Annotated in this window: 21 protein-coding genes and 2 tRNA genes; 11 read left to right on the forward strand and 12 right to left on the reverse strand. The window is 63.4% G+C overall.

The genetic code is table 11. The features are described 5' to 3' along the window. The first annotated feature begins 4 nt into the window (after window positions 1–4). The 4 genes from OEZ49_RS20295 to OEZ49_RS20310 all read left to right on the forward strand — a co-directional run bounded on the left by OEZ49_RS20295 (window position 5) and on the right by OEZ49_RS20310 (window position 4,458). Window positions 5–1,057: a quaternary amine ABC transporter ATP-binding protein gene (locus tag OEZ49_RS20295; protein WP_263389998.1), complete on the forward strand. Its 1,053-nt coding sequence runs from the start codon at window positions 5–7 to the stop codon at window positions 1,055–1,057. Continuing rightward, window positions 1,054–3,120 (forward strand): ABC transporter permease, encoded by a 2,067-nt coding sequence (locus tag OEZ49_RS20300; protein WP_263389999.1) that lies wholly within the window; start codon window positions 1,054–1,056, stop codon window positions 3,118–3,120. Before OEZ49_RS20295 ends, OEZ49_RS20300 begins: the two co-directional genes overlap by 4 nt. Window positions 3,121–3,207: 87 nt before the next feature. Continuing rightward, the gene (locus OEZ49_RS20305; RefSeq protein WP_263390000.1) at window positions 3,208–3,873 is read left to right on the forward strand and encodes an NnrU family protein; all 666 of its coding nucleotides are present in this window, start codon (window positions 3,208–3,210) and stop codon (window positions 3,871–3,873) included. A gap of 63 nt (window positions 3,874–3,936) precedes the next feature. Further along, a complete protein-coding gene (locus OEZ49_RS20310) occupies window positions 3,937–4,458 on the forward strand; it encodes a DUF2478 domain-containing protein (RefSeq protein ID WP_263390001.1) in 522 nt (173 codons plus the stop codon). Window positions 4,459–4,623: 165 nt separating this feature from the next. Here the strand turns inward: OEZ49_RS20310 and OEZ49_RS20315 are convergent. Beyond that, window positions 4,624–4,707 (reverse strand) — tRNA-Tyr (locus OEZ49_RS20315). Between the two features lie 115 nt (window positions 4,708–4,822). Between OEZ49_RS20315 and rlmB the strand changes: the two genes are divergently transcribed. The 4 genes from rlmB (at window position 4,823) to OEZ49_RS20335 (ending at window position 7,190) form a co-directional block, all read left to right on the forward strand. Continuing rightward, complete coding sequence (rlmB, locus tag OEZ49_RS20320) at window positions 4,823–5,593, forward strand: 23S rRNA (guanosine(2251)-2'-O)-methyltransferase RlmB (RefSeq protein ID WP_263390002.1); 771 nt, start codon at window positions 4,823–4,825, stop codon at window positions 5,591–5,593. Between the two features lie 18 nt (window positions 5,594–5,611). Beyond that, complete coding sequence (locus OEZ49_RS20325; RefSeq protein ID WP_263390003.1) at window positions 5,612–5,896, forward strand: hypothetical protein; 285 nt, start codon at window positions 5,612–5,614, stop codon at window positions 5,894–5,896. After that, window positions 5,871–6,464 carry a YHS domain-containing (seleno)protein gene (locus OEZ49_RS20330; protein WP_263390004.1) on the forward strand — a complete coding sequence of 198 codons (594 nt, stop codon included), beginning with the start codon at window positions 5,871–5,873 and terminating at the stop codon, window positions 6,462–6,464. Before OEZ49_RS20325 ends, OEZ49_RS20330 begins: the two co-directional genes overlap by 26 nt. 255 nt (window positions 6,465–6,719) lie before the next feature. After that, complete coding sequence (locus tag OEZ49_RS20335; protein WP_263390005.1) at window positions 6,720–7,190, forward strand: CoA-binding protein; 471 nt, start codon at window positions 6,720–6,722, stop codon at window positions 7,188–7,190. A gap of 3 nt (window positions 7,191–7,193) precedes the next feature. Here the strand turns inward: OEZ49_RS20335 and OEZ49_RS20340 are convergent, their stop codons facing one another. From OEZ49_RS20340 to hisA, 5 genes are all read right to left on the reverse strand, one after another. Continuing rightward, window positions 7,194–7,754: a hypothetical protein gene (locus tag OEZ49_RS20340; RefSeq protein WP_263390006.1), complete on the reverse strand. Its 561-nt coding sequence runs from the start codon at window positions 7,752–7,754 to the stop codon at window positions 7,194–7,196. A 61-nt stretch (window positions 7,755–7,815) separates the two neighbouring features. Continuing rightward, on the reverse strand, window positions 7,816–8,133 hold the full coding sequence (locus tag OEZ49_RS20345; protein WP_263390007.1) for a phosphoribosyl-ATP diphosphatase: 318 nt from the start codon (window positions 8,131–8,133) through the stop codon (window positions 7,816–7,818). Continuing rightward, on the reverse strand, window positions 8,130–8,891 hold the full coding sequence (gene hisF / locus OEZ49_RS20350) for an imidazole glycerol phosphate synthase subunit HisF (RefSeq protein WP_263390008.1): 762 nt from the start codon (window positions 8,889–8,891) through the stop codon (window positions 8,130–8,132). Before hisF ends, OEZ49_RS20345 begins: the two co-directional genes overlap by 4 nt. A gap of 33 nt (window positions 8,892–8,924) precedes the next feature. Further along, window positions 8,925–9,419 (reverse strand): DUF2867 domain-containing protein, encoded by a 495-nt coding sequence (locus tag OEZ49_RS20355; RefSeq protein WP_263390009.1) that lies wholly within the window; start codon window positions 9,417–9,419, stop codon window positions 8,925–8,927. A gap of 76 nt (window positions 9,420–9,495) precedes the next feature. Continuing rightward, window positions 9,496–10,218 (reverse strand): 1-(5-phosphoribosyl)-5-[(5-phosphoribosylamino)methylideneamino]imidazole-4-carboxamide isomerase, encoded by a 723-nt coding sequence (gene hisA / locus OEZ49_RS20360; protein ID WP_263390010.1) that lies wholly within the window; start codon window positions 10,216–10,218, stop codon window positions 9,496–9,498. A gap of 134 nt (window positions 10,219–10,352) precedes the next feature. On the opposite strand from hisA, the gene OEZ49_RS20365 reads away from it, so the two are divergent. Further along, entirely contained in the window at window positions 10,353–10,751 is a 399-nt protein-coding gene (locus OEZ49_RS20365; protein ID WP_164131859.1) for a DUF2147 domain-containing protein, read from the forward strand. Window positions 10,752–10,797: 46 nt separating this feature from the next. On the opposite strand, the gene OEZ49_RS20370 is transcribed toward OEZ49_RS20365, so the two are convergent. Next, on the reverse strand, window positions 10,798–11,337 hold the full coding sequence (locus OEZ49_RS20370; RefSeq protein ID WP_263390011.1) for a peroxiredoxin-like family protein: 540 nt from the start codon (window positions 11,335–11,337) through the stop codon (window positions 10,798–10,800). Window positions 11,338–11,430: 93 nt separating this feature from the next. Between OEZ49_RS20370 and OEZ49_RS20375 the strand changes: the two genes are divergently transcribed. Further along, window positions 11,431–12,147 (forward strand): helix-turn-helix transcriptional regulator, encoded by a 717-nt coding sequence (locus OEZ49_RS20375; protein WP_263390012.1) that lies wholly within the window; start codon window positions 11,431–11,433, stop codon window positions 12,145–12,147. 26 nt (window positions 12,148–12,173) lie between these two features. Here OEZ49_RS20375 and hisH read toward each other — a convergent pair whose 3' ends face one another. Together hisH and hisB are read right to left on the reverse strand one after the other, a co-directional pair. After that, window positions 12,174–12,812, reverse strand: coding sequence for an imidazole glycerol phosphate synthase subunit HisH (gene hisH, locus OEZ49_RS20380; RefSeq protein WP_263390013.1), 639 nt, complete (start codon window positions 12,810–12,812; stop codon window positions 12,174–12,176). Beyond that, a complete protein-coding gene (hisB, locus tag OEZ49_RS20385; RefSeq protein WP_263390014.1) occupies window positions 12,812–13,399 on the reverse strand; it encodes an imidazoleglycerol-phosphate dehydratase HisB in 588 nt (195 codons plus the stop codon). Before hisB ends, hisH begins: the two co-directional genes overlap by 1 nt. 160 nt (window positions 13,400–13,559) lie before the next feature. On the opposite strand from hisB, the gene OEZ49_RS20390 reads away from it, so the two are divergent. Beyond that, window positions 13,560–13,799 (forward strand): Lrp/AsnC ligand binding domain-containing protein, encoded by a 240-nt coding sequence (locus OEZ49_RS20390; protein WP_044029069.1) that lies wholly within the window; start codon window positions 13,560–13,562, stop codon window positions 13,797–13,799. On the opposite strand, the gene OEZ49_RS20395 is transcribed toward OEZ49_RS20390, so the two are convergent. From OEZ49_RS20395 to OEZ49_RS20405, 3 genes are all read right to left on the reverse strand, one after another. Further along, entirely contained in the window at window positions 13,786–14,559 is a 774-nt protein-coding gene (locus OEZ49_RS20395; protein ID WP_263390015.1) for a vWA domain-containing protein, read from the reverse strand. The genes OEZ49_RS20390 and OEZ49_RS20395 overlap by 14 nt on opposite strands. Before the next feature lie 54 nt (window positions 14,560–14,613). Continuing rightward, a complete protein-coding gene (locus OEZ49_RS20400; RefSeq protein ID WP_263390016.1) occupies window positions 14,614–15,966 on the reverse strand; it encodes an aminotransferase in 1,353 nt (450 codons plus the stop codon). Between the two features lie 161 nt (window positions 15,967–16,127). Continuing rightward, window positions 16,128–16,202: transfer RNA gene (locus OEZ49_RS20405), tRNA-Gly, on the reverse strand. Between the last annotated feature and the right edge of the window lie 107 nt (window positions 16,203–16,309).

The following is a 16,309-nucleotide window of genomic DNA, read 5'->3' on the forward strand; positions in this document are numbered from 1 at the left end:
TGACGTGAGTACGTCGGATACGCCGGCCATTGCCTGCCAGAGTCTCTGGCAGGTTTTTGGCCCGAGCGCGGACAAGGCCCTGACCGAAGCACTGGCCCGGTCAGGGGGCAATGCTGATGCAGCGGCCGAGGATCTGCGCGCACGGGGGTATATCCCTGCGGTGCAGGACGCCAGTTTCGAGGTGCGCGAGGGCGAGCTTTTTGTGATCATGGGCCTGTCCGGTTCGGGCAAGTCCACGCTGATCCGCTGTATCTCGCAACTGTTGCCGGGCACTGGTGGCGAGATCCGCATCGACGGCGAGAACGTCATAGGCGCGAGCAAGCAGAAGCTCACCGAATTGCGGCGGCGAAAGCTGGGCATGGTGTTTCAGCATTTCGGCCTTTTCCCGCATATGACTGTGGCCGAAAACGTGGCCTATCCGCTCAAGGTGCAGGGAGTAGGGCGCAAGGAACGCCGCGCCCGCGCGCAGGAGGTGATCTCGCTGGTCGGGCTTGACGGGCGCGAGGACAGTTTCCCGCGCCAACTGTCGGGCGGACAACGCCAGCGCGTGGGTATTGCCCGCAGCCTGGCGGTGAATCCTGACATCTGGTTCCTGGACGAGCCCTTCTCGGCGCTCGACCCGCTAATCCGGCGGCAGTTGCAGGATGAGTTCCTGCGCATTCAGGGCGGCTTGCGGAAATCAATCGTCTTTATCACCCACGATATTGCCGAGGCTCTGAAACTGGCCGACCGGATCGCCATCATGCGGGACGGCAAGATCGTTCAGATCGGCACACCGACCGAAATCGTGTTGCAGCCGGTTGACGACTATGTGCGCGAGTTTTCCAAGGATGTTGCCAAGGGCCGCCATGCAAGGGTAGCCTCGGTCATGCAGGCGGGGGATGGTGAGCGTGGTCCTGACGATCCGGGCCTGACCACCAACATGACGCTCGACGCGGCGTTGGCGCGCTGCATGGAGCTTTACCAGCCGGTACCGGTACGGGATGCGGGCGGCGCGATTGTCGGGACGGTCAACCCTTCTGCTCTTGCCGCCGCCTTGCAGGTGGATGAGGCATGAGCGCGGTCGCAGATGTCGCGGCATCGCACGCCTCGCGACTGACAGTGGGGGCAAAGGCCGCCCTGATCATCGCGCTGGTGGGCGCACTCTGCCTGGCGCTGGAACCGGTCGTGCCCTGGCTTGGCGCCTGGCCCAAGACCTGGGTCTTGCCGATGACCGATTGGGTCGGTACCGCGCTGACCTGGCTGTTGGGCTGGATCAAACCGGTGGCCCGGCTGTTCTCGGACATCATGGTCTATCCGATGGACTGGGCGAACTCCGCCCTGAACGCCACGCCCTGGCCGATGGTGATCGGGCTTGTGACGGCGCTGGGCTGGTACCTTGGCGGGCTGTCGATGGCCGCTCTCGGTTTCTTTGGCCTGGGTCTGGTGCTGGCCTCGGGGTATTGGCACGAGGGTATGAACACGCTGGCGCTGGTCGCCGTGTCGGTGCCTGTGGCGCTGGTTATCGGTGGCGGTATCGGCATCCTTGCCAACGAGGTGCCGAGGGTGAAAGGCGCGGTTCAGGCGGTGCTGGACATCATGCAGACGGTGCCGACATTCGCATATCTCACGCCCTTGTTGCTGCTCTTTGGGTTTGGCCCGGTCGTTGGTCTGATCGCCTCGGCGATCTATGCCGCGCCGCCGATGGCGCGCAACGTGATGCTGGGGCTGGAGCGGGTCGAGGCCGAGATCAAAGAAGCCGCGATCATGTCCGGCGGTTCCCGCATGCAGCAACTGTTTCAGGTCGAGATCCCCTCGGCCTCGCGCCAGATCATGGTAGGCTTCAACCAATGCCTGATGGCCGCGCTCAGCATGGTGATCATCGCCGCCGTCATCGGGGGGTTCAACGACATCGGCTGGGAAGTGCTGTTGACCATGCGCAAGGCACAGTTCGGCCCATCGCTGCTGGCCGGCATGGTGATCGTGATCTTTGCCGTTGTGATCGACCGGATGAGCGCGGTGCTGGCGACAGAACGCAAACGATATGACCTGCGGGTTGTCTGGGCGGTTCTGGCCTTTGCCGTGGCATTCACCGTGCTGTCCTGGTCCAGCCTGCCGGGTGCGTCCGAGGTGGCAATGCTCGACGGGGTGGCCGACAGCATGGATCGCGGGCTGACCCGCTTTACCCAAGCTAATGGCATGGCGCTGGAGGCGTTGAAGAACAACACCCTCTTTTACATCCTGCTGCCGCTCAGGATCGGGCTGGATCAGGCTGTTCTGCCCTTTACCTGGGGGTTCATTTGGACCCCGGCGATGAGCGCCATGGTCTTCGGCCTGGGGGGCGCGCTGGGTCTCTTGCTGGCGTGGCGCGGTAACGTGACAGGCGGCATCGTTGTCCTGATCGCCTTTGGCATGATCGAGACCGGGGTGACCAACTTGCCCTGGCCCTTTGTGCTGACGGGGGCGGCGGCGCTGGGATATGTGGCAGGCGGTCGGCGGCTGGCCATCTTGGTGGTGGTTCTGCTTTGCACGATCCTGTTCTCGGGCCTGTGGGACCGGGCGCTTCTGTCGCTCTACCTCTGTGGCGCCTCGGTGTTTGCCTGTGCTGTTGTGGGCGGGGCTATTGGCGTGGCCAGTGCCATCTGGACCCCGGTCTGGCGCGTTGTGCGGCCGATCTGCGACATGCTGCAAACCATTCCGCTTTTCGTGTTCTTGATCCCGGTGCTGATGCTTTTCCAGATCGGTGAGTTCTCGGCCTTTCTGGCGATCTGCGCCTATGCCATCGTGCCGATGATCCGCTATACCCGCCACGGTCTGGTGGATACACCTGAGGAGATGATGGAGGCCGCGATATCCAGCGGCGCGACCGAGTGGCAGATCCTGCGCGATGTGCGCGCACCCTATGCCGCGCCGACGATCCTGCTGGGTCTTAACCAGACCATTCTCTATGCCTTCTCGATGCTGGTGATCGCGGCGCTGATCGGGACCACCGGTCTGGGCCAGTCGATCTATCTGGCGCTGGGACAGGCGGATGTGGGCCTGGGCATTTCGGCTGGGGCGGCGATGGCCATCCTGGCGCTGATTGCCGACCGGCTGGTGCAGGGCTTTGCCGAGGAGCGGCGCAAGGCGCTTGGCCTTTGATCCCGTCTTGCGGTCTGGCTTGACTTTGCGCAAGGCCGGACCGCAAGCGCCGATCTAGGATCGGTCGGAATGTGACGGAGGCAAGAGATGGGCGGATGGGGTGCGTTTGCTGCGGCTTTGGCCGTGTTCCTGCTCAGCCACGCTATCCCGGTCCGGCCGCCTGTCCGGCCCTGGTTGGTTGCGCGACTGGGGCTGCGTGGCTATCTGGTGGCCTATTCCCTGTTGTCGCTTGCGGTGCTGTATTGGCTGATCGTGGCCGCGGGCGCGGCGCCCTATGTCGAGGTGATCCCGCCCTTGCCCATCCTGCGCTGGGTTCCGATGATCCTGATGCCGGTTGTCTGCCTGATTGCCGTTGCGGGCATGCGCGTCTGCAATCCGCTGTCCTTTGGCGGAATGGGGCAGGGACCGTTCGACCCGGACGCGCTTGGCGTTCTGGCGTTTTCGCGCCACCCGCTGCCCTTGGCTCTGGCGCTCTGGTCGTTGGCCCATCTGCTGGCAAATGGCGATCTGGCACATGTGCTGCTGTTCGGCCTTTTTGCGGGCTTCGCAATGTTGGGCATGCGGCTGATCGACCGTCGCAAGCAGCGGGACATGGGCCGTGACTGGCACCGCCTTGCGGCGAACACGCGGTTTCTGTCTCTGCGGCATGGCGCCGAATTGTTGCGCCCGGTCGATATGATGTTGGCCGGGGCGCTGTTTGGCATCCTTCTGTTCGGCCACGTGGCGGTCATCGGCGTGTCACCGATGCCCTGAGGTGGCCGAAACGGGGAGGGCGTGCTAGATGATGCGTGATGTTGGAAGAAAGGATGGTTGGGAATGAACCTGGCCTATGTAACGACACAGGCGCGCGGCGCCACAGACCGGCTGCTGAGTGCCGTCGCCGAGCGGCTGGAAGCCGAAGGCGTACGCTTGGCCGGTGTGGTGCAGACCAATACCGAATGCGCCGACAATGCCCATTGCGACATGGATCTGCGGGTCATGCCGACGGGCGAAGTGATCCGGATCTCGCAATCGCTGGGGGCCGGTGCGCGGGGGTGCCGTCTGGATCCGGGCGAGCTGGAGCGCGCGGTGGGGCTGGTCATGGGCGCCTTGGGCAATGGACTCGATCTGCTGATCGTGAACAAGTTCGGCAAGCACGAGGCCGATGGCCGGGGCTTTCGTCCCCTGATCGCCGAAGCACTGGCGCAAGACATTCCGGTTCTGCTAGGGGTCAATGGTCTGAACGAGGAAAAGTTTCTCGACTTCACCGAAGGGGCTGCGGAGAAGCTTGAACCCGAAATCGGCAGGCTCGTCCAATGGATGCGTCGGGTTTTGGCGGAAAGAAGTCAGGCGGCTTAAGCGATTTGAGCGAAACCGGGGCGGGCATCCCTGTCCCGGAGCGCTTGGTCTAGTTGTGACAGCTTCAATCCCAGCACAGACGGGACGCACTCGTGCGTCAATGGCCCACGTGCCAAACTACGGTTGCCATCCTCCATCTGTTCCGTTCAATTGTCTGGAAAGAGATGGTGGGCGACCCTGGAATCGAACCAGGCGTGCGTCTCCGCGAGGGAGTTACAGTCCCCTGCCACACCTTGCGGCCTGTCGCCCACTGTCAGGCGTTGCACCTGACGTGGAGGCGTGATTACAAGCGCGCCAAAGGAGCGTCAACAGGAAAAAACCGCTTTGGCGCAGGAAACTTTCGCAGGCCCCGGAGGGCGCACAAATGAAGAAACCGAAATGGGTTGTCGAGAAGGAACAGGCCCGCAAGGCGGCGGCGGAAACCGTCTGGCTGTTCGGGTTGCACGCTGTTCGCGATGCTCTGGAGAACCCTGACCGGGTGAAACTGCGCCTGATCGTGACGCTGAACGCAAAGGACAAACTAGCCGAAGCGATCGCCGCCGCAGGGATCGAGCCGGAAATCGTTGACCCGCGCAAGTTCAGCGCGCCGATTGACCCGGGCTCTGTTCACCAGGGGGCGGCGCTGGAAGTCAAACCATTGGACTGGGGGCGGCTGGAGGATGTCTGCGTCGGGCTGGAATGCCCCCGGGTGATTCTGCTCGACCGGGTGACCGACCCGCACAATGTTGGTGCCATTCTGCGGTCGGCCGAGGTTCTGGGCGCCAGTGCCGTGATCGGGACGAGGCACCATTCGGCGCCGGAAACCGGCGCGCTGGCAAAGACGGCCAGCGGCGCGCTGGAACGCCAGCCCTATCTGCGTGTTCGCAACTTGTCCGAGGCAATCACCGAATTGCAGGGCATGGGTTACATCGTACTGGGGCTCGATGGCGAAGCCGAGGAAACGATCGAGACAGCGCTCGCAGGGCGGCGCGATCGGGCCGTTGCGCTGGTCCTGGGGGCCGAAGGACCGGGGCTGCGGCAAAAGACCAAGGACACCGTCGACAAGCTGGTCAAGATCGACGCAGCGGGCGGATTTGGCTCTCTCAACGTCTCGAACGCCGCGGCGATAGCCCTATATGCGTCAAGAGAACACTAGCCGCGCGTGGAGAGTTGCTTGAACGCTGAAATTGTAACCTGTTGCTACTGCGGCAGCCGAATTGGGGTATCGCGCAACGAACCCGGACGGCTGCGGTGCGATAGCTGCGGAGCGCCCGTAAAGCGTCCTGTTGCAGTTTCAGTGGCGCCCGTAGCTAGCGCCGCTTTTCCCTCCATGCGCAACGATGCCCCCAAGCCGGATAACAAGGCTTCAAAGAAGCAGAAGAAAAAGAAGAAGAAAAAGAGCTTGGCCCATCGGCTGTTCGACGGCGTGTCAGATGCTATCGAAGACCTCTTCGACTGATCGCCGCAACCTGTTCAGCGCACGTTTTGTTCACATATACGTCAGCGGTCTTTTCCAAAATGGTTGGAAAAGGCATTCTGATCCGATCTTGAATGGGTTCCAAAGGAATGGAGCAGGTCTGTTGCTGAACCGCCGACTTTTCATCACTGGTCTTGCGAGTGTCGCGATCGGCTCTGCCGCACGGGCAGATGCGCCGATGTTTTTCACCCAGGGCGGGGTTGCAATTCGCGGGTACGATACGGTGGCGTACTTCCGGAACGGTGCGCCGGAACGGGGGTCGCCCGATATCTCGGTCATGTGGAAGGCTGCCTCCTGGCATTTTTCCAGCCACGAGAACCGCGAAGCTTTCGAAGCCAATCCACGCGCGTTCGCACCTCAGTTCGGCGGGTATTGCGCCTATGCTGTGGGGCGAGGCTATCTTACGGAAACGGACCCTTCGACCTGGCGTATCGTCGAGGACAAGCTGTATCTGGTCCACTCGCCTGACGTGGCCCGCCTGTGGTTGCAAGATATCCCGGGTAACATCGCGCTGGCTGAAGAGAATTGGCCTGGCGTCCTGTTTCATTAGGGGCGGAACGGCGGATTCTTGCCGTGGATCAGCATGTCATCACAAATTTGATCGACGCCTCTTTTTTTTCATTCACGCATGCCTAAATGTCACAGTGACCGCGGAACGGAACTGCCGCGGGTCATTTCACTGTCCCTCGTTCCACACCTAACGCCCAGGCGAAAGCCTGGGCTTTTTTTCATGCCTGTCCGGGATGGGGCTCGCAGGGTCGCGAATGTGGCTTGCAGTGCGCGCGCCGGATACTAATCTGCGGCCATGCAAGAGTATTCCGATGAATTTCTGAAACAGGTTTTGACCAGGACCAAGGTCATCGCGGTCGTGGGTGTCTCGTTGAACCCGGTCCGCCCGAGTTATTATGTGGCGCGATACCTGGGGCTCAAGGGGTACCGGGTGATCCCGGTCAATCCAGGGCATGCAGGCGCGACCCTGTTTGGTGAAACGGTGCGCGGCAGTCTGGGCGAGATCGAAGAACCGGTCGACATGCTGGACATCTTCCGCCGGTCCGAGGCAGTCCCCCCGATTGTGGAAGAGGCCCTGAACGTCTTTCCGCATCTCAAAACCGTCTGGATGCAGATCGGGGTCGAGAATGCCGAAGCCGCCGCTATGGCCCGGGCACGCGGGGTGGACGTGGTTCAGAACCGCTGCCCCAAGATCGAGTATCAGCGGCTGTTCGGCGAGTTGCGCATGGGCGGCTTTGCCACCGGTATCATCTCGTCCAAGCTTTGAGGCTCAGGACGGCTGGCGGGCCAGTTTCTCGGCGGCCTTCTCTTCCAGAACTTCGCGTTGCGGACGCCAGTTGTATACGGTGTCGGCGCGTGTCGGGGACCAGAACAACTCTCCCGCATTACGCCACGGGTCCAGCACAACGCCCTCGTACATGTTGTCGCCCCGGCGGCTGATGACCGCAGTGCTGTGGTCGATGCGCCAGATGTTGTCAGGGGTGGCAATGGCGCGGTGAATGACCAGGGTGCGGAAATTCTCCTGATTCAGGCGCTTTTGCATGTCCTGGGCGTAGTGCACGCACAGCCCCCGTTCGCGAAAGCCGTTCAGAACCTTGGCGTTATGGATAATAGGGTTGCTCGTCACGTTATATTCGCGCGCCAATTGTCGGCCATAGCTATAGGAGATTTCGGCGGCGCGCTGCGCCTCGGCAGGGTCCACTTCCGGCCCGAGCGCGCGCAATTGTTGCGCCAGAGCGGTCACGTCCTTTTGGCTGACAGCCTGCGTATCCGTGCAGGCCGCGATGAACAGCACCGCCAGGATGGCGAGCAAGGCCCGGAATTTGGTCATGGGATGCCTCGGTTGGGTGGTCGGTTCAGGTGGTTGGATCGTACCGCTCAGCGCCGGTGGGTCAACCTTTGGGCCGCGCGGCCTTCTCGGCGATACCGCTCAGACCCTGTCGGCGGGCCAGTTCGGCCAGCACATCGTCGAGCGCCACGTCGCGGGCGGCCAGCATGACGAGGAAGTGATAAAGCACATCCGCCGCCTCTGAGGTGAGTTTGGCCCGGTCCCCCTTCACCGCTTCGATGATCGCCTCAATCGCCTCTTCACCGAATTTTTCGGCGCATTTCTCGGGGCCCTTTGCCAGCAGCTTGGCGGTCCAGCTGCTGTCGGGGTCAGCGCCTTTGCGGGCCTCGATGGTGGTGGCAAGGTCGTGAAGGATGTTCATGTCAGCCTCATCGGGATACCGGCAGCGGCCATGTGTTCCTTGGCCTCGCGGATGGTGTATTCGCCGAAGTGAAAGATCGAGGCGGCGAGTACCGCGCTGGCATGCCCCTCGGTCACGCCCTCGACCAGGTGATCCAGCGTGCCAACCCCGCCCGAGGCGATCACCGGCACGTCGACGGCATCGGCGATGGCACGGGTCAGCGGCAGGTTGAAACCCGATTTGGTGCCGTCGCGATCCATCGAGGTCAGCAGGATTTCACCGGCCCCCTTGGTGGTGACAAGGCGGGCGAACTCCACCGCGTCGATCCCGGTGGGCTTGCGCCCGCCATGGGTAAAGATCTCCCACCGTCCCGGCTCTACCGTCTTGGCGTCGATAGCGCAGACGATGCACTGGCTGCCGAACCGGTCGGCGGCCTCGGCGATGACATCCGGGTTGGCCACGGCGGCCGAGTTGAAGCTGACCTTGTCAGCGCCTGCCAGCAGCAGGGCGCGCACATCCGCATGTGTGCGCACGCCGCCACCCACGGTGAGCGGCACGAAACACTGTTCCGCCGTGCGGCTGACCACGTCGAACATGGTGCCGCGGTTTTCGTGGGTGGCGTGGATGTCGAGGAAACAGATCTCGTCCGCACCCGCTGCATCATAGGCGCGGGCGGCATCCACCGGGTCGCCCGCATCGCGCAGGCCAATGAAATTCACACCCTTGACCACGCGGCCATCGGCCACGTCGAGACAGGGGATGATGCGGGTTTTCAGCATGGCGGGCTCGCGGGTTGCCGGGGTCGCCCGTCTTTACTGTGCCCCCGGCGCGGATGCAATCGCGCCGCCGTGTCGGGCGATGCGGCGCATGGCCCCGCGCACGATCAGGATGTGAAACGGCATCACCACCGCCAGATAGACCCGCCCCAGCAGGTTGTTGCGGTGCACCCAGGTCGCCATGTGCAGCCGCCCGGCCTGTTGAATCAGCGAGATGCGAAAGTTCAGGTGGCTGTCATCGGCGCCCAGGATCAGCTCCTCCGTATCCTCGTGGGTGACCGGAAAGATCGCCTTGTCGCCGCTGTCCGACACCTCGGTCTTGAGCCCAAGCGGTCGCACGATCCAGTTGCGCAGGTGCATGAGGGCATTGGCCCAGCCGGGCAGGGCCAGCCCGATCTCTGCCACCGCGCGCGGCGATATCCGGCTCTCTACCGCGTAGCCGTCGATGAAATCGCCAGGCAGCACCGCCTGCCAAAGCTGCGCGGTCGCGGGCAGCGGGGTCTTTTCGACAACAGCATGGCTGCGGGTCATATGCGTACCCCTTGCGGTTTGCCCGGATCACACAGCAAAGCGCCCGGTTCCTAAACCGGGCGCGGTGTCGCAGTCCTCAGCCTTTGAGCGCGCTCAGCGCCTGTTTCAGGTCCAGCGCCCCGTCATACAGCGCCCGACCCGAAATCGCGCCGTTCAGCGCCGCGCCGCAGTCGCGCAGCGCAATCAGATCATCCAGCGAGGAGACCCCGCCCGAGGCGATGACCGGGATCGACACGGCATGGGCCAGCGCGGCGGTTGCCTCGATATTGGGACCCTTCATCGCGCCGTCGCGCAGAATGTCGGTATAGATGATCGCGGCCACGCCCGCATCCTCGAAGGATTTTGCCAGATCGGTAACCATAACGTCGGTCTCTTCGGCCCAGCCCTTGGTGGCGACGCGGCCATTGCGGGCGTCGATGCCCACGGCCACCTTGCCGGGGAAGGCGCGTGCGGCCTCACGCACCAGATCGGGGTTCTCGACCGCCACGGTGCCCAGGATCACTCGGGCCAGCCCCTTGTCCAGCCAGCGTTCGATCGTGACCATGTCGCGGATGCCGCCGCCTAGCTGCGCGGGTACCTTGCATTGTTGCAGGATCGCCTCGACCGGGGCGGCGTTAACTGGCTCTCCGGCAAAGGCGCCGTTCAGGTCGACCAGATGCAGCCATTCGCAACCAGCCTCCACGAATTCCAGCGCCTGCGCGGCGGGATTATCATTGAACACGGTCGCCTGGTCCATCTCGCCATGTACGAGACGCACGGCCTGGCCGTCCTTGAGGTCGATTGCGGGGTAGAGGATCATGGGCAAGCGGCTTTCTGCTGAGTGACGGCCGCGATATGGCACAAGACAGCGAGGCGATGCAACGCGACCCAAAGTCAGCCTTGCTCGACTGGCGCCGGGCGCGCCACACTGGCTGCAAACAGGAGGGAATACGAATGAACAGACTGATTCTCGCCGCTGCGCTTGGTCTTGGTGCCGCGAGTGCCGCCCTTGCCGATCCGGCGGCAGGTACCTGGAAAACCGAACCGGGCGATACGGGCGGCTATCTTCACGTTGCTGTCGCGCCTTGCGGTTCGAATGTTTGCGGGACCATCAAGACTGCTTTTGACAAGGATGGGGCCGAGCAGACAGATTACGAACACAAGGGCAAGCGTATGATCTGGGACATGCAGCCGGGTGGCGGCGGGTCCTATTCGGGGGGGCAGATCTGGGCGCCCGATTCCAACAAAACCTACAGCTCCAAGATGTCGCTCGATGGAAACGCGCTGACCGTCAAAGGCTGTGTTGCCGGTGGACTGATCTGTCGCGGCCAGACCTGGAAACGTGTCAACTGATCCTGGTAACAGCAGGGGCTGTTACCCCTGCCTTCGACGGGCGCATTCAGACGGCGCCGGTGTATTCACCCCGCGCCGGGTAATTGTTGGGGATCGCGAAATCCAGCGCCGCCACCAGTTCCGAGAAATGTGGACGCACAAAGGGCATGGTCTGCACCGCGCCGTAATAGAGCGTCCGCTCGGGCGCGACCAGGAACAGGCCCGGTTCCGAAAACAGCGCTGGCTCCTCGATCCCGATCGAGGTCTTGCCGCGCGAAGTCGAGATATAGAGCCCCCAGTCGCGCGCCTCGGCCAGCGGCAGATCGTAAGCAAAGCGCAAGGCGCGCTCGCCGCCGACCTTTTCCGCCATCGCCAGCGCGCGTTCTTCGCTGTCCGAGCTGACGGCAACGCAGGCCACGCCGCGTTCGGCGAAATCTGCCACCCGCTTCTCCAGCTCTTTCAGATAGGTGGCGCAGATCGGGCAATGCAGGCCGCGATAGAAACAGATCAGCGTCCCGCGCGTCGAGGTTTCGGCGGACAGATCGAACCTGCCGCCGCCCACCAGCGGCAGCGACAGGGGCGGGGTGGTCTGACGGGGCATCAGCATCGAAGATCTCCTTGGGATGTGAGTTGCCCCACCTTGTCGCAGGGTTTAGTGTTCGGGAAATCCGAATTTTCTGATAGAGGCTCCGATACTCGCATGGACAGGCTGACAACATTGATGGAGCGGTTCCAGCTGCGGGTCGAGGCCGCCGCGCCGGAGGAAGCCAATCTGCTGGCCCTGGCTGGGGCTAACGGGGTGCCGGGTGAATTGCTGTTTTATCCTGCAGACACGGGGCGGGCGGGCGATCCGCTGTTTGCGGCGCGGGTGAGCTGGTCGGGAGAGAGCAACCCGTTTCTGGCCGCGCTGCCCGAAGTGGTGCGCTTCGATCTGAGCGCTGATCCCGAGGCGCGCGCGGTGGTCGATCTGATCCGGGTTGAGGTGGCGGCACGGCGCTGTGGGGCGCAATCGGTGATCAACCGGCTGGGCGAGGTGCTGATGGTGCGGCTGTTGCGGGACCAGATCGCCAGGGGCGCGACCCGGCCGGGCCTGTTGGCCGGGCTCGCCGATCCGCGCCTCAGTCGGGCGATCGTGGCGATCCATGACCATCCGGGCCGGGTCTGGAGCAATGGTGATCTGGCGGCCGAGGCGGGTCTGTCGCTGTCGCGCTTTGCCGAGCTTTTCGTCGCGCAGGTGGGCGAGACCCCGATGGGATATCTCAGGCGCTGGCGGCTGATCCTCGCGGCCCAGGATCTCGGTCGCGGCGACCGGGTCGACCGGGTGGCACGGCGCTATGCTTATGGTTCGCCGGAGGCCTTTGCCCGCGCCTTCCGCCGCGCCCATGGGGTGGCGCCGATGTCGCTGCGCGCCGGATGAGGCGAAGCCGGTAAAAGGCATCTCTTTCAGGGGCGCCAGGTCAGGAAATTACCGATCATTTGCAGGCCGATGGCCTGGCTTTTCTCGGGGTGGAATTGCAGGCCAACCATGGTGTCGCGCCCGACCACCGCTGTGACCGGCCCGCCATAGTCCACATGGGCCAGCCGCTCGGCGGGGTTGGTGACACGGAAGTGATAGGAGTGCACGAAATAGACGTGATCGCCTCCGGTGATCCCATCAAAGATCGGGTGCTTTGCCTCGATCACCAGATCGTTCCAACCCATATGTGGCACTTTCAGCGCGACATCCGCAGGCGTAATCCGCACCACGTCGCCCGCGACCCAGCCCAGGCCGGGGGTCTCTTCGTATTCATGGCCCGTCGTGGCCATGAGCTGCATGCCGACGCAGATTCCCAGAAAGGGGCGACCTTTCTGCTCTACCGCCTCGACCATCGCGTCATAAAGCCCCTTGTGGCCGCGCAGTTCCGCCGCGCAGGCGGGAAAGGCGCCGTCGCCCGGCAGCACCAGCCGGTCGGCCCGGGCCACCAGATCGGCGTCCGAGGTCACCACCACCTCGCCCGCGCCGGTCTCGCGCGCCATGCGCTGAAACGCCTTTTCGGCCGAGTGCAGGTTGCCCGACTCGTAGTCGATGATTGCGGTGAGCATCAGAGCGTGCCCTTGGTCGAGGGGATGGCGTCGCCCTTGCGCGGGTCGGCCTCGACCGCCTGACGCAGGGCACGGGCCAACGCCTTGAACGCGGCCTCGGCGATGTGGTGGCTGTTCAGCCCGTGCAACTGGTCCACATGCAGGGTGATGCCGCCATGGGTGCTGAGCGCCTGAAAGAATTCGCGCACCAGCTCTGTATCAAACGTGCCGATCTTGGCTGTCGGCAGGTCCACGTTCCACACCAGGAAGGGCCGACCCGACAGGTCGAGCGCGCAGCGCACCTGCGCATCGTCCATCGGCAGGTGGCATTCGCCATAACGGCGGATGCCCCGCTTGTCGCCCAGGGCGGCGCTCAGCGCCTGACCCAGCGCGATACCGGTATCCTCGACCGTGTGGTGGTCATCGATGTGATAGTCGCCCTTGGCGCCGATCGTCATGTCGATCAGCGAATGGCGCGCCAGCTGGTCCAGCATGTGGTCAAAGAAGCCGACACCGGTCCGGTTGTCATAGGCTCCGGTCCCGTCGAGATTGAGTTCGACCGAGATCTCGGTCTCGGCGGTCTGGCGGCTGATACTGGCACGGCGCATGGGCGGGTTCCTTCTGGTCTCGGCTGGCTTTTGGCACGGGGCGCGCGCAAATGCCAGAGTGCCGCGACACGGGCACGGCGATCTGTTGCGCGAAAACAGGGGATTGCACCCGGTCGCGGCGCGTGTCAGCCTTTGGGCGAACCAGCTTAAGTGAGGCGGCATGACCACCTGTGTATTCATCCAGATTCGCTGCAAGCCCGGCAGCACCTACAAGGTGGCCGAGGACATCGCACTGCGCGAGATTCATTCCGAACTCTATTCCACCAGCGGCGAATACGACCTGTTGATGAAGCTCTATATCCCGGCGGGCGCGGATGTGGGCAAGTATATCAACGACCATCTGCTGGTGATCCCCAATATCGAACGCTCGCTGACCACGATGACGTTCAAGGCGTTCTGACCGGCGCCAGCGCGCCGTAGAGCGGGCAGCCCAGCGTCTGGTTCAGGGCGCGGATCAACTCTTCAACCGTTTCGGTCGAAACATATTCCCCGCCGGTGGCCTGGGCCAGGCATTCGGCCGGGCTGATTGTTTCGGGCACGGTGGGGTTGCCGTCGCCCCCCTCCCAACCAAAGAATTGCGAGCGCACGCGAAAGCCGATCACATGCACGGTCAGGCCCGGCGTGTCGCGGGCCAGATCGGCGGCCAGCGCGCAAGGCGCGCCGCCGCAGGTCTCTTCGCCATCAGTGACCAGCACGATGACGCCGGGGCGGGGGGGCTGGTCAAACACGCGGGCGGCAAGGTTGACGGCTTCGGTCAACGCGGTGTTGCCATCGGGCTCGATCCCGTCGATGAGGTTCAGGATCGGCCCCGCTGCGTTGGGGCTGGGCGCGAAGGTCATCGAGACCCTCTTGCACAGATCATCGTCCGTGTCCCCGTCCATGGCGGCACCATAGGTGACCAGACCCAGCCGGCGCAGCGCGGCAATCCGGGGCAGGGTGTCATGCATCGCCTTGCGCGCGTCCAAGATGCGCGGCCGGTCGAGGCCATTGTACCCCATCTCGGCCATCGAACCCGAGGCGTCGAACACGATCATCGCATCGCTGGTGCAATCGACCTCGCCAGTTGCTGACGCGGGAAGCAGGCCAGCAAAAAGAAGCGCCGCCACAAGGGCGGCGCGCCCAGGAGTCTTGGTTGCCGGGATGTCAGATCCACGCGCCATGCCTCAGCGTGACAGAGAGCAGGGCGGTCTGTCCATGCGCCAATGGTCGAAGGGTCAGACGGCGATCAGCCCCTTATCCTTCAACTCGGCATAGGCGCCGTCGACGGCTTTCTTGAGGCGGCGCAGCATCTCGTCCACCTCTTCTTTGGTGATGATCAGCGGCGGACAGAGCGCGGCCGAATTGCCCGCGACCGCGCGGATCAGCAGCCCGTTTTCCTGTGCCAGCCGCTGCACAGTGGCGCCGCCCGCGCCCTTTTCGATGGTCGCGCCGGTGGTCTTGTTCGACACCAGTTCCAGCGCCGCGATCAACCCCTTGCCGCGCACCTCGCCCACCAGCGGGTGGTCGGTGAAAATGGCGCGCAGCTGTTCCTGCATATAGGCGCCCACCTCGGCGGCATGTTCGAAGGTCTTGTCGCGCTCGTAGATCTCCAGCGTTTTCAGCGCCGCGGCACAGGCCACCGGATGCCCGGAATAGGTATAGCCATGGCCGAACACGCCAACCGCCGCCGAAGGCGCGATCATCTTTTCATACATCCAGCCCGGGATGACCGAGGCCGAGATCGGGAAGTAGGCCGAGCTGAGCTGCTTGGCAAAGGTCATCAGGTCGGGCTTGATCCCCATGGTGGTGCAGCCGAAATCGGCGCCGGTGCGGCCAAAGCCACAGATCACTTCATCCGCCCAAACCAGAATGTCATGCTTGCGCAGCAGCGCCTGGAGCTTTTCGTAATAGCCCTCGGGCGGCACGATCACGCCCGAGGCGCCGGTGATCGGCTCGACAATCATCGCCGCGATGGTATCGGCGCCCTCGGCCAGGATCTGCTGTTCCAGATTGTCGATAATGCGGTCGACGAACTGCGCCTCGGTCTCGTTGCCCTGACGCCCGGTATAGTAATGCGGCGCGTCCGAGCGCAGGATGTGCAGCGCCTCGACCGGCGCATCGAAATGCGCCAGGTTCGCCGGCAGCGAGGTCAGAGAGCCTGCGGCCACGGTCACGCCGTGATAGCCGCGCTCGCGGGTGATGATCTTGCGCTTTTCCGGCTTGCCGATGGCGTTGAAGTAATAACGCAGCATCTTGTAATGGGTGTCGTTGGCGTCCGAGCCCGAGTTGCCGAAGAAGAAATAGGCATCCTCGACAGGCACCATATCCTTGAGCTTTTCGGCAAGCTTCATGATCGGCTCATGGGTCTTGCCGCCAAAGGTGTGCGAGAAGGGCAGCTTGTTCAGCTGATCGGTGATCGCGCCGATCACCTCGGCATTGTCATAGCCCAGCGAGGTGCACCAGAGACTGGCCAACCCTTCGATGTATTCGTTGCCGTCAGCGTCGTAGACATAGATGCCCTTGCCGTGGTCCAGCACAAGCTGTTCGGTGGCGGCAAGGTTGGTGGTGGGATAGATCACAGGGGCCATGGCCAGATACCTCCGGTTAGCCGCGCGAAGCGGCGATTCAGTTGCGCTCAGCATTGCCGCAGATCGCAGGCCACGTCAAAATTTTTGATCAAAAAAATGTGCGACGGAAAGACGGGCCGGAACGCGAAAGGCCGCCCATCGGGCGGCCTCTTCGGTGTATCTGGAGCGGGCGATGAGATTCGAACTCACGACCCTTACCTTGGCAAGGTAATGCTCTACCCCTGAGCTACGCCCGCATCCGTTTGGCCATCCGGCCTGAGGTCTCAATCTGGAGCGGGCGATGAGATTCGAACTCACGACCCTTACCTTGGCAAGGTAATGCTCTACCCCTGAGCTACGCCCG

Source organism: Ruegeria marisflavi (assembly GCF_025673445.1).
In the GTDB taxonomy this organism is placed as follows: domain Bacteria; phylum Pseudomonadota; class Alphaproteobacteria; order Rhodobacterales; family Rhodobacteraceae; genus Ruegeria_B; species Ruegeria_B marisflavi.